The organism is Curtobacterium phyllosphaerae (assembly GCF_049341865.1).
Classification (GTDB): Bacteria; Actinomycetota; Actinomycetes; order Actinomycetales; family Microbacteriaceae; genus Curtobacterium; species Curtobacterium phyllosphaerae.
On the sequence record NZ_JBMPIU010000004.1, the window covers coordinates 163,797 to 176,041 of the forward strand.

The 12,245-nt window shown below is 69.7% G+C and carries 12 protein-coding genes; 4 read left to right on the plus strand and 8 right to left on the minus strand.

The window, feature by feature from the left end; translation table 11 throughout:
• Positions 1-67 precede the first annotated feature (67 nt).
• The 3 genes from pepN (at position 68) to ACO0E0_RS08840 (ending at position 4,596) form a co-directional block, all read left to right on the plus strand.
• Positions 68-2,659 carry an aminopeptidase N gene (pepN, locus tag ACO0E0_RS08830; RefSeq protein WP_422871039.1) on the plus strand — a complete coding sequence of 864 codons (2,592 nt, stop codon included), beginning with the start codon at positions 68-70 and terminating at the stop codon, positions 2,657-2,659.
• Between the two features lie 150 nt (positions 2,660-2,809).
• The gene (locus tag ACO0E0_RS08835) at positions 2,810-3,817 is read left to right on the plus strand and encodes a mechanosensitive ion channel family protein (RefSeq protein ID WP_422871040.1); all 1,008 of its coding nucleotides are present in this window, start codon (positions 2,810-2,812) and stop codon (positions 3,815-3,817) included.
• 413 nt (positions 3,818-4,230) lie between these two features.
• Positions 4,231-4,596 carry a globin gene (locus ACO0E0_RS08840; protein ID WP_422871272.1) on the plus strand — a complete coding sequence of 122 codons (366 nt, stop codon included), beginning with the start codon at positions 4,231-4,233 and terminating at the stop codon, positions 4,594-4,596.
• Positions 4,597-4,649: 53 nt separating this feature from the next.
• Here the strand turns inward: ACO0E0_RS08840 and ACO0E0_RS08845 are convergent, their stop codons facing one another.
• Both ACO0E0_RS08845 and ACO0E0_RS08850 read right to left on the minus strand, forming a co-directional pair.
• Positions 4,650-5,507: an NAD-dependent epimerase/dehydratase family protein gene (locus tag ACO0E0_RS08845; RefSeq protein ID WP_422871041.1), complete on the minus strand. Its 858-nt coding sequence runs from the start codon at positions 5,505-5,507 to the stop codon at positions 4,650-4,652.
• 176 nt (positions 5,508-5,683) lie between these two features.
• On the minus strand, positions 5,684-6,415 hold the full coding sequence (locus ACO0E0_RS08850; protein WP_422871042.1) for a DUF8185 domain-containing protein: 732 nt from the start codon (positions 6,413-6,415) through the stop codon (positions 5,684-5,686).
• Between the two features lie 262 nt (positions 6,416-6,677).
• On the opposite strand from ACO0E0_RS08850, the gene ACO0E0_RS08855 reads away from it, so the two are divergent.
• Positions 6,678-7,574, plus strand: a complete 897-nt coding sequence (locus tag ACO0E0_RS08855; RefSeq protein ID WP_422871043.1) for an acyl-CoA thioesterase — start codon at positions 6,678-6,680, stop codon at positions 7,572-7,574.
• Between the two features lie 179 nt (positions 7,575-7,753).
• Here ACO0E0_RS08855 and ACO0E0_RS08860 read toward each other — a convergent pair whose 3' ends face one another.
• The 6 genes from ACO0E0_RS08860 to msrA form a co-directional block, all read right to left on the minus strand.
• Positions 7,754-8,236: an acyl-CoA thioesterase gene (locus ACO0E0_RS08860; protein WP_422871044.1), complete on the minus strand. Its 483-nt coding sequence runs from the start codon at positions 8,234-8,236 to the stop codon at positions 7,754-7,756.
• Between the two features lie 8 nt (positions 8,237-8,244).
• On the minus strand, positions 8,245-9,930 hold the full coding sequence (ettA, locus tag ACO0E0_RS08865; protein ID WP_422871045.1) for an energy-dependent translational throttle protein EttA: 1,686 nt from the start codon (positions 9,928-9,930) through the stop codon (positions 8,245-8,247).
• A gap of 37 nt (positions 9,931-9,967) precedes the next feature.
• Entirely contained in the window at positions 9,968-10,486 is a 519-nt protein-coding gene (locus ACO0E0_RS08870; RefSeq protein ID WP_422871046.1) for a DUF6993 domain-containing protein, read from the minus strand.
• 65 nt (positions 10,487-10,551) lie between these two features.
• Positions 10,552-11,253: a single-stranded DNA-binding protein gene (locus ACO0E0_RS08875; protein ID WP_422871047.1), complete on the minus strand. Its 702-nt coding sequence runs from the start codon at positions 11,251-11,253 to the stop codon at positions 10,552-10,554.
• A 104-nt stretch (positions 11,254-11,357) separates the two neighbouring features.
• On the minus strand, positions 11,358-11,594 hold the full coding sequence (locus ACO0E0_RS08880) for a methyltransferase (protein ID WP_422871048.1): 237 nt from the start codon (positions 11,592-11,594) through the stop codon (positions 11,358-11,360).
• Between the two features lie 49 nt (positions 11,595-11,643).
• Entirely contained in the window at positions 11,644-12,171 is a 528-nt protein-coding gene (msrA, locus tag ACO0E0_RS08885; protein ID WP_422871049.1) for a peptide-methionine (S)-S-oxide reductase MsrA, read from the minus strand.
• Between the last annotated feature and the right edge of the window lie 74 nt (positions 12,172-12,245).

A 12,245-nucleotide genomic window follows, 5' to 3' on the forward strand; every position in this document is an offset into this window, starting at 1 on the left:
TCGGCGACACCACCAGCGCGACGGGCCCACGAACGCCCGTGCGCATCGCATCAGGATGGAGCGGGTCGTGCCCGGAGAGAACCTCACCCGAATCGAAGCCCAGGAACGCAAGCAGATCGTCGACGTGCAGTCCTACGACGTCGAACTCGACCTCACGCGCGGGGCGGAGACGTTCGGCAGCACCACGACCGTCCGGTTCACCGCGACCGCCGGCGCGTCGACCTTCATCGACGCGATCACCCGGACGGTGCACTCGATCACCCTGAACGGCACCGAGCTCGACGTCGCCGCGGTGAACGACGGCGTCCGCATCCAGCTCGACGGGCTGCAGGACTCGAACGAACTGATCGTCGTCGCCGACGCGCTCTACACGAACACGGGTGAAGGCCTGCACCGCTTCGTCGACCCCGTGGACGACGAGGTCTACCTGTACTCCCAGTTCGAGGTCCCGGACTCCCGGCGGATGTTCGCGGTGTTCGAACAGCCCGACCTCAAGGCCGAGTTCACCTTCACGGTGACGGCGCCGTCCCGCTGGCAGGTCGTGTCGAACTCACCGACGCCCGAGCCCCGCGTCGACGGCGATCGCGCCACGTGGGCGTTCGCCCCGACGTCCCGCATCTCGAGCTACATCACCGCGCTCGTCGCCGGCCCGTACTCGGTCGTCCGGAGCGAGCTGACGAGCTCCGACGGCCGGACGATCCCGCTCGGCATCTTCGCGCGGCAGTCCCTGTCCGAGTACCTCGACCCGGACTACGTCTTCGAGACCACCCGCAAGGGCTTCGCGTACTACGAGGACAAGTTCGGCGTCCCGTACCCGTTCGACAAGTACGACCAGCTCTTCGTCCCGGAGTTCAACGCGGGCGCGATGGAGAACGCCGGCGCGGTGACGTTCACCGAGACCTACGTGTTCCGGTCGAAGGTCACCGACGCCATCAAGGAACGCCGTGTCGTCACGATCCTGCACGAGCTCGCCCACATGTGGTTCGGCGACCTCGTCACCATGAAGTGGTGGAACGACCTCTGGCTGAACGAGTCGTTCGCCGAGTGGGCCTCGACCATCGCCACGGCGGAGGCCACCGAGTGGACCGGGGCCTGGACGACGTTCCAGGCCATGGAGAAGAGCTGGGCGTACCGCCAGGACCAGCTCCCCTCGACGCACCCGGTCGTCGCGACGATCAACGACCTCGAAGACGTCCAGGTCAACTTCGACGGCATCACGTACGCCAAGGGCGGCTCGGTCCTCAAGCAGCTCGTCGCGTGGGTCGGGATCGACGCGTTCTTCGCGGGCGTCTCGGCCTACTTCACCAAGCACGCGCACGGCAACACCGAGCTCGCGGACCTGCTCGCCGAGCTCGAGGTCACGAGCGGCCGCGACCTGTCGACCTGGTCGGAACTCTGGCTCGAGACCGCCGGGGTCAACACGCTCCGGCCCGAGATCGAGACGGACGAGAACGGCGTCATCACCGCGTTCGCGGTCCTGCAGGAGGCCCCGGCCGACCATCCCACGATCCGCCCGCACCGCCTGGCGATCGGCGTCTACGCGTTCGGCGCGGACGCCGCCGAGGAGTCGTCGGCCCCGTTCGGCGCGGACGCCGCGTCCGCGGGCGGCAAGCTCGAGCGCGCGCACCGCGTCGAGATCGACGTCGACGGACCGCGCACCGAGGTCCCCGAGCTCGTCGGCGTCCACCGCGGCGACCTCGTCCTGCTGAACGACGACGACCTCGCGTACGCCAAGATCCGCCTCGACGAACAGTCCCGCCGCACGGCGATCGAGCACCTCGCCGCGATCGCTGACCCGCTCGCCCGCTCGATCGTCTGGGGTGCGATGTGGGACGCCACGCGCGATGCCGAATCGCCCGCGAGCGACTACGTCCGGCTCGTGCTCGGCAACATCGCGACCGAGACCGAGTCGACGACCCTCCGCACGACGCTGTCGCAGCTGCTCCTCGCCGCCCGGAGCTACGTCGCGCCCGCCAAGGCCGACGCCACGGTCCGCGAGGTCGGCGACGCCCTCTGGCAGCTCGCCGGCTCGGCCGCGGCCGGGAGCGACGCACAGTTCCAGTTCGTGAAGTTCTTCGCGCAGATCGCTTCGACGCCCGACCACGTGGCGGCGCTCTCCGGACTCCGCGACGGCTCCGTGGCGCTGCACGACCTGACGATCGACACGGACCTCCGTTGGGAGCTCCTCGAGGGTCTGGTGCTCGCGGGCGCGGCCGGCGACACCGAGGTCGACGCCGAGCTGGCCGCGGACAAGACCGCGTCGGGCGCGCAGGCCGCGGCTCGCGTGCGCGCGACGATCCCGACGGCCGAGGGCAAGCTCGCCGCGTTCTCGTCCCTCGTCGACTCGGATGCACTGCCGAACGCGATCGTGCGACAGACGACGATGGGGTTCCAGCATGTGCTGTCCCCGGTCACGCTCGAGGGCATCGTGCCGAAGTACTTCGACGCGATCACGGGTGTCTGGGCGACGCGGAGCTACCACATCGCGTCGACGGTGATCGGCGGGCTCTACCCGGCGCCGCTCGCGAGCGTCGAGCTGCGGGACGCCACGAACGCCTGGCTCGAGACCCACCAGGAGACCCCGGCGCTCCGTCGTATCGTCATCGAGAGCCTCGCCGGCGTCGACCGTGCGCTCGCCGTCCAGGCTGCCGACGCGTGAGCTGAGAACCCCGTGTGACGGGGACGTGTGCAGCGGGCCGCTCAGGCTCGCCGCACACGTCCCACCTACCATCGTTCGGACATGTACCTGCACCTCCTCGCGACCTCGACCCCAGAACCAACGACGCCAGCCGGAGAGGCGACTGCTGCAATGAGCAATGCGTTCACCCAGTTCGTCGAGACCTGGCAGACCCCGATCACGATCGTCATCGTCATCCTCGTGGCGGTCGGCGTCCGGCTGTTCCTCCGCAAGGTCATCAAGGACCTCGTGAACCGCGTCGTGAACGGCGTCAAGAAGCGTCAGAACGTCGAGGACACGCAGGCACTGATCGCGTCACCGCTGCAGACGGCGCGGGTGATCCAACGGACCCGGACCCTCGGAACCGTGCTCGAGAACGTCGCGACCGTCGTGATCGTCATCGTCGCGCTCGTGATCATCGCCGGGCAGTTCGGTGCGAACCTGCTCGGACTCGTCGCCGGTGCGTCGGTGGTGGCCGCCGGTCTCGCCGTCGGCGCGCAGAGCATCGTCAAGGACCTGCTCTCCGGCGTCTTCATGATCATCGAGGACCAGGCAGGCGTGGGGGACGTCGTGGACACCGGGCAGGCGACCGGTGTCGTGGAGAACGTCGGCCTCCGCGTGATGCAGGTCCGCGACGTCAACGGGATCCTGTGGTTCGTGCCGAACGGACAGATCCTGCGTGTCGGGAACATGTCACAAGGCTGGTCCCGGGTGCTCGTCGACATCACGGTCCCGTACGACACCGACGTCGACGCCGTGCAGGACGCGCTCCTCGCCGCGGCCGTGCGGATGGCGTCCGAGGCTCGCTGGAAGCAACGCATCGTCGAGAAGCCCGAGATCTGGGGCCTCCAGTCCATCTCCGACTCAGCCATGGTGTTCCGGCTCGTCGTGAAGACCCGTGCCGCTGAGCTCGACGCCGTGGGCCGAGAGCTCCGAGTCCGTCTCAAGCGAGCCGTCGACGACATCGGAGTGACGCTCCCGGCGATGGCGATGATCATGCCTGCGGGCTGGGAGAACGCCTCGTCGATCAACGGGCTCCGGTCCGTGCAGACGCAGCCGACTCCGGTGCCGAAGCCCCGGCGGACGCGCGCTCCACGGACGACTCCCCCGGCTGGCGGCGCGCCAGGGGCGAGCTCGTGACCCCGCTCCCACCAGAGTCGCCCGAGCCGGTGGACCACGTCGCCACCCCGGGCGCCGGTCCCGGACCCCGCCAATCGCCGGGGGCCGGTCACGGACCCGGCCATGCGCCGGTCGCCGGTCCCGGACCCGGCCATGCGCCCGGGGCCGGTCTGCACGTCGGGCGTGCGCGCGGCCTCCAGTCCGGTTCGCTCCCCGCGCCCGGGGGTGCTCCGCGTCCACCAGGCGGGACGGCGGACGACTCCAGTACCGCGCCGAGCGTGCCGGGCGGCGCGCCGAGCGTGCCGGGCGGCGCGCCGAGCGTGCCGGGCGGCGCGTCGAGCGTGCCGGGCGGCGCGCCGATCACGCTCCGTGCGGCCGCACCGCGTCCCGACGGCGCCCCAGCATCGACGGCCGGCAATCTCGACTCCGGTGAGCTGTTCGACCGGATCGGTGGTGCGCCGACCTTCGACCGGCTCGTCCGCACCTTCTACGACGGCGTCCAGACCGACCCGGTCATCTGGCCCATGTACCCCGCCGACGACCTCGAGGGAGCGATCAGCCGACTGTCGCTGTTCCTCCAGCAGTACTGGGGCGGTCCAGGCACCTACAGCGAGAACCGTGGACATCCGCGCCTCCGGATGCGCCACATGCCGTTCCACGTCACACCCCAGGCCCGCGACCGTTGGCTCGTGCACATGCGGGATGCGGTCGAGTCCCTGGAGCTCGCGCCGCTCGACGAGGCGACACTCTGGGCGTACCTCGACCGTGCCGCGCACGCGATGGTGAACGCGTTCGAGTGAGCGACGGACGACGCCGCGCGAACCGGCCCTGACCGGGACGGCGAACCCGACGGTCAGCTGGCGTAGCTGCCCGACGCCGTGTCGTCGAGCAGGGACGGCCGGGCCGGCTGCCACCCGTACTCGTTGCGAGCGTGTGCCCCGAACGCTTCCTGGTGCATCATGAGCGCATCCGCCAGCGGCCTGCCGAGGCGGTCCCGCGTCGCGTTCGGCGAATCACGGACGACTGCGCGGCCACGCGCTCCCGCTTCCCCGATCTCCCGGACCGTGGGGTTGTCGCCGGCGGCACCGATGACGATCGGGTCGTGTCGATCGTGGTGCAGCACGAGGCTGTACAGCTCCGCCAGGTCGTCGACGTGGACGGTCGCCCATCGCTGCGAACCGTCGCCGATCAGCCGGACGTCCGTGGTGCCGTCGCCGGACAGCATCGCGGGGATGCCCCCGCCGTGGCCGTACACGATGCCGGGGGCGACGACCGTGGCGTGCACGTCGCTCTGCCGGATCGCCCGCTCGATCGGGATGCGCCATGCCGTCAGCTCCGGCGGGTCGAGCGGCGAGTGCTCCGAGATGTCCGTGGAGTTGCCGAACACCCAGACACCCCCGGTCTGGACGAACCGCTTCGGGGTGCCGGCCAATGCATCGAGGATCGTGTCGACGAAGTCCCCGTCCACGGTCGCACTCGTCGCGTCGCCGGTGGCCGCGGTGTGCACCACAGCGTCGCACTCGTGCGCGAGCCGTGTCACGACGTCCGTGTCGGTGATGTCCCCGACGATCGCGGTCCCGCCGGCGTCGCGGACCGCGGCGGCCTTCTGGTCCGATCTGACGATGGCGGTGACGGTGTGTCCGTGCGCGAGCAGGGAACGGAGGACGGCCGAGCCGATGTAGCCGGACGCGCCGGTGAGGAACACATGCATGGGACCACCGAACCACCCCCGGCTGGGGAGTGCCGGGTCATGGGCGCTCGGCCGTCGCTGCTCGGTGCTCGGCATCGGCGTTCGGCGTCGGCGTACACCAGGACTTGCCGCAGAGGTCAGCAGGCCACGGTGAACGAGCGATCAGGGCAGCGGGCCGCAGTGGGTGGACGATCGGCTCAGCGGGCCGCGACGGGTCGACGCTTGACGAGGACGTGGCCCCGCGACGTCGTCAACCGCCCCCACGGACCGGCCTCGAACAGACGGACCCGGTCGCCGTCGGCGAGGAACCCCAGGCTCTCCGCCGCGAACGCCGCGCCGGCCGGTACGTGCTCAGCGCGTTCGATCGGCCGACCCCAGACCTCCGCGCGGACGCGACGCACCACGGCGTCACCCGCCGCGGTCGGTACGGTCTCGGCGACCTCCGCGATGCCGGCTGCTGCCTGGTCGCGAAGGGCCGTCAGGTCGAGGTCCGGGAGCGGCGACCACCCGCCGCGCGGCGGTGAGATCGCAGCCCAGGTGACCGTGTGGACCTCGAGCGGGAGCTCAGCGGTGATCCCGACCGATCCCGACCCGTCGCCCGTGCTCGCTGTGGTCGGGGCGTCGTCGGGCGCGTCGTCGTCCTCCGTCGCGATGCGGTCCGCGAGTCGGTTCAACCGTTCGAGGAACGAGGCGATCGGGACGACGGCGTCGAACGTCGCGGGCGACGCGAGCTCGAACGTCCGGAGTCCGAGGACGGTGGGCACCTCGTCGAGGAGGCCGACCGGGTAGAGGATCGCGGTGTAGACAGCGAGGACCCCCGACCCCGCGATGAGCCGGACCGAGCCGTCCTCGACACGAGCTGCACGGCCGAGGTAGGTGCGGAGGTCGCGGAGGGAGGCAGCGTCGGGGAGGGTGAAGGAGGGACTCATCGCTCCGCGAGGATATCGGACCCGTGACGCCGAACGGCTGGGTGCCGGTGTGACCAGCGGCCCTCGTGCCGACGCGAGGATCAGGCTGCGCGCCGCTGTGCTGCGCTGTGCGGGTCTGACCGGTCCTTCGGGGTTCGTGCTCCAGGCTCCGGGCTTCGGGGTTCGTGCTCCGTGTTCCGTGCTCCGGGCTCCGGGCTCCGGGCTCCGGGCTCCGTGCTCCGGGCTCCGGGCTCCGGGCTCCGGGCTCCGTAGACTACGGGCGATGAACGGCGAACCGAACGGCAGCCCGATGACGGACGAGCCGGACTTCCTGCACACGCTCCGACTCGTCGACACCGGAGCGAACACCGGCGAACGGATCTTCACCGGCACGAGCCACTGGTCCCCGGGGAACCGCGTCTTCGGCGGACAGGTGCTCGCGCAGTCCATCGTCGCCGCCCAGGCCACCATCGAGGACCGCGCGATCCACTCCATGCACGGCTACTTCCTGCGTCCGGGATCGATCGAGGAGCCGATCACGTTCGCGGTCGAGCGCATCCACGACGGGCGCTCGTTCGCGACGCGGCGGACCCAGGCCTTCCAGAACGGCATGCCGATCTTCTCGATGATCGCCTCGTTCCAGACGGCGGACACGGGGATCGAGCATCAGGACGTCATGCCCGCGGACGTTCCCCCGCCTGAGTCCCTGCCCTCGACCGCGAGTGTGCTCTCATCGGTCGACCACCCTGTCGCCCGTCACTGGGCGAAGCGATCGGTGGACGTCCGTCACGTCGACGGTCCGGTGTTCATCGACGTCGAAGGCGCGCATGTCCCGCACCAGGCCGTGTGGCTTCGGGTCGACGGCGTCCTGCCGGATGATGCAGCGCTCCACCGCGCCGTCCTCGGGTACGCGAGCGACCTCTCGATCCTCGAACCCATCATGCGTGCGCACGGGGTCGCGTGGGGGTCGCCGGGTGTCAAGACGGCGAGCCTCGACCACGCGATGTGGTGGCATCGGGATGGCCGCGCAGACGACTGGGTGTTGTACACGCAGGAGTCGCCGAGCGCGCAGGGCGGACGCGGGCTTGCGCTCGGCCGGATGTTCGACCGGGCAGGTCGGCTGCTCACGACCGTCGCCCAGGAGGGCATGGTGCGGGTCCCCGAGGGTCTGGCGGACTGAGGTCCCCACCCAGTCCCCTGGGCTGCGGGGGGGCGGCCCAGGGGGTAGGGGCCTCGGGGGGTCAAGGCCGGGTGCTCAGTGCTCAGCGCTCAGTGCTCAGCGCTCACGGAACAGGCCTGACAGCCGCGACTCACCGCTCACGGCTCACGGCTCACGGCTCACGGCTCACGGCTCACGGCTCACGGGCGAGAGAACGCGACCGGCTGCTCCATGTAGCTCTCACACGCCGAACGCTCGACGTCGGTGAGTCGCCGCGGACGGCTCGTGGCCGCATCGACGAGCACGAGCGTCGTCGTCGCGCGCGTGTAGACCTCGAACGGGTCGGTCCCCACCGGCGAGCACACCTCGTACGAGACGTCGATGCTCGCCCCGCCGACCCGCCCGATCCACAGCTGGATGTCGAGCGGACGGCGGAGGTACGGGATCGAGGCCAGGTACTCGAGTCGCTGGCCGGCGATCACCGTGAGGGTGCCCGAACCCGGCCGGCCGTCGATGATCGGCGCAGGGACCTCGGTCGACGCCTCGAGCTCCTCCGGGTCCGGCGCCCAGAACGCCATGATCCGAGCTTCTTCGAGGAGACGCAGCATCGCCGAGTTGTTGACGTGCCCGTACGCGTCGATGTCGCTCCACCGGATCCGCGTCGGGACGTGCAGGCGTGTCATCCGGAGGCCTAGTCGCGCGTGAGCTTGCGGTAGGTCGACCGTGCGGGCTTCGCGGCGTCGGCACCGAGGCGCTCGACCTTGTTCTCCTCGTAGGACTGGAAGTTGCCTTCGAACCAGTACCAGTTCGGGGTGCCGTCCTCGTTCACGCCTTCCCAGGCCAGGATGTGCGTCGCGATGCGGTCGAGGAACCACCGGTCGTGCGTGATGACCACGGCACATCCGGGGAACTCGAGCAACGCGTTCTCGAGGCTGCCGAGAGTCTCGACGTCGAGGTCGTTCGTCGGCTCGTCGAGGAGCAGCAGGTTGCCGCCTTGCTTGAGTGTCAGCGCGAGGTTGAGACGGTTGCGCTCACCACCGGAGAGCACACCGGCCTTCTTCTGCTGGTCCGGTCCCTTGAACCCGAACTGCGACACGTAGGCCCGGGAAGGGATCTCCGTCTTGCCGACCTGGATGTAGTCGAGTCCCTCGGACACGACCTCCCACAGGTTCTTGTTCGGGTCGATGCCGCCGCGGCTCTGGTCGACGTAGGAGATGTCGACGGTCTCGCCGACACGGAGGTCTCCGCCATCGAGCGGCTCCAGGCCGACGATGGTCTTGAAGAGCGTCGTCTTGCCGACACCGTTCGGGCCGATGACCCCGACGATGCCGTTACGGGGCAGCGTGAAGGACAGGTTCTCGATGATGACGCGCTCGCCGAACTGCTTGTGCAACTTGCTCGCGTCGATGACCTGGGACCCGAGGCGCGGTCCCACCGGGATCACGATCTCCTCGAAGTCGAGCTTGCGGGTGCGCTCGGCCTCGGTCGCCATCTCCTCGTACCGAGCGAGACGAGCCTTGGACTTGGCCTGGCGACCCTTCGCGTTGCTCCGGACCCAGTCGAGTTCCTCGGACAGACGCTTGGCGAGTTTGGCGTCCTTCTTGCCCTGGACCTCGAGGCGCGCACGCTTCTTCTCGAGGTAGGTGGAGTAGTTGCCCTCGTACGGGTAGAGGCGCCCGCGGTCGACCTCGGCGATCCATTCCGCCACATGGTCCAGGAAGTACCGGTCGTGCGTCACGGCGAGCACCGCACCGTGGTACTGCGCGAGGTGCTGCTCGAGCCACTGCACGCTCTCGGCATCGAGGTGGTTCGTGGGCTCGTCGAGGAGGAGCAGGTCCGGCTTCTGCAGCAGCAGCTTGCAGAGGGCCACGCGCCGTTTCTCTCCGCCGGAGAGGTGCGAGATCATCTCATCCCCCGGCGGGCACTGGAGCGCGTCCATCGCCTGCTCGAGTTGCGAATCGAGGTCCCATGCGTCCGCGGCGTCGATGTCCTCCTGGAGGACCCCCATCTCGGACAGCAGTGCGTCGAAGTCGGCATCCGGCTCGGCCATGGCCGCCGAGATCTCGTTGAACCGATCGAGCTTCGCCTTGATCGGACCGACGCCTTCTTGCACGTTCTCGAGTACGGTCTTCGACTCGTCGAGCTCCGGCTCCTGCATCAGGATGCCGACGGTGAACCCGGGCGACAGCTTGGCGTCGCCGTTCGACGGCTGGTCGAGCCCGGCCATGATCTTGAGGATGGTGGACTTCCCGGCGCCGTTCGGGCCGACGACGCCGATCTTGGCCCCTGGGAGGAACGACATGGTCACGTCGTCGAGGATCAGCTTGTCGCCGACCGCCTTGCGGGCACGGACCATTTGGTAGATGTACTCAGCCATATTGTCTCCAGTCTACCGAGCGAGGGAGGGACCGCGGCTACCCGCCGATCGCCTGGGTGGTGCCGATCAGACACTTGCCGGTGCCGAGGACCGGCGCGGTGTCACCGACGTAGGTCGCACCCCGGAACTGTCCGAGGAGGCACGTCGACCCGACGAGGACCGACACCTGGATCGCGTCCGCCCTGCGTCCGATCGAGGTGGTGTCCGGGGTGATCTGCATGGCATGCACGTCGAAGCCGGCCGCGACGAGTGCGGCGACGATGGCCGTGTCGCCCGCGTCGGCGTTGGCGGTCGCAGTCGCCTGGTTCGTGGCGTCGAACTTCGTGCGGGCTGCCGCGACCTCGGGCGCCGGCGTTGCAGACGCGGTGGTGGCGGCCTCGGAGGACGGGACAGAGGACGACGTGCCTCCCGAGGTCGGGCCTGCGGACGACGTCGCCGAGTCCGAGGCCGGCGCGGAGACGGTGTCCCGGTCGACGCCGCCGCCGGCGGTGCAGGACGCCAGGACGAGAACGGCGACGGTCGCACCCGCGAGTGCGAACGGTGCCCTGGCGCGCATCGACGACCCCTCCTGTCGCACGCGTCCGGACGGCGACGACGTCCGAGTCTACGGGGAACCATGGGTCAGGAGCGCCGGTCGACGTGGTCCGCCGACGCGTCGAGCTCGCGCTCGCCCGCACCGACCGCAGCCGACGAGGCGGAGGCGATCCGGTCCTCCAGGCCGGTACCGGTCGATCCGGTGTCCGTGAGACCGGAGCCCGCACGGCCATCGGACATCGTGGCGGGTCCGCTCGGTCCAGACCCCGGTCCAGTGCCGTCGTCCGTGTCGGAGGTCTCGAGATCCGTGTCCGCTATGAGTTCCCCGGTCTCCGGGTCGGCCACTGCGGTGCCGTCGGCGACGCGGCGTGCGGCAGCCCGTTCCTCCTCGGTCGGGTGCTCGCCGGGACCGGCGGTCTCCTCGATCGTGTGCCGGAGGACCTTGCGCCACTGCGACCGACCGAACGCGAGGTCGTGGCCCACCGCGTCCGCGTCGATCTCGACCGAGATGCCGCTCCGCCGCTCGCCCTCCCAGGGGCGGATCCGCAGACGGCCGGTGACGAGGACGCGGTCCCCCTTGACGACGGACTCCTGGACGTTCGTGGCCAGGGTGCGGAACGCGGTGACGGTGAACCAGTTGGTGTCGCCGTTCGTCCACGCCGAGGTGGATCGATCCCAACGACGCGATGGTGAGGCGAGGCGGAAGCTCGTGATCGAGAGGCCCGTACCGGTGACGAGGTGACGGGGGATGGTGGCGACGATGCCGCGGATGGAGATGATGTCGTTCATGACGTCGATGCTGATGCGCCCCGACTCGGTCGAAACCGCATCGGGGCGCATCTGTGGATGGACCGTCATGCCGTCCGAGTTGTGCAGGACTCGGACGGCCGGCGTCAGTGCGCCCGGAACTCCGGGCGCTCGGCACCTGGTCCGAGCGCGGCGTGCACCGCACGTCGGGCTGACTCCAGCGTCGGGTAGACCGCCGTCCGGGCACGGGTGCCGTAGAGCTCGACGCGGTACCCGGACTCGACGCGGTGCACACTCCCGACCGCTCCGGCCGGGCCGACAGCGACCCAGGTGTCCGTGGTGGGACCGGTCTCGGTCATCGTGTCGATCGGTTGCTGCATCATCGACCACCTCCTCGTGGTTCGGCGACGGCGCCGTCCTGCTCGAAGCGGGCTACGACGCCAGGATGTACTGACTGTACGCCTTGCGCACCTTATTCACCTTGGGCAGGGCGACGGCCAGGCAGTACCCCTGACCAGGGTTCTTCGCGAAGAAGTCCTGGTGGTACTCCTCGGCCCGGTGGAACTCCCCGAGCGGCTCGATCGTCGTGACGATGCCGCCGTCCCAGATGTCCGAGGCGCGCTCGATGGCCTTCTCGAAGAGCTCACGCTGCGCGTCGTCCGCGGGGAACATCGCCGAACGGTACTGCGTGCCGACGTCAGCACCCTGCCGGTTCAGCTGGCGAGGATCGTGGAGCGTGAAGAACACGTCGAGGATCACGTCGGCGGGGATCACGTCCTCGTCGAACGTCACTGCGACGGCCTCGGCGTGTCCGGTCCGTCCGGTGCAGACGTCTTCGTACGACGGATCCGGAGCCGTTCCGCCGATGTAGCCGGACACCACGTCCGAGACACCCTGCAGCGTGCGGTATACCGCGTCGAGACACCAGAAACAACCACCTGCGAGCACGAACGTCGTCATGGCGACAACCTACCTTCCGGGGCCTGGGTGGCCCTCCCTGCACAACCCTCGGGGCGGTCATCACATTCCACAGG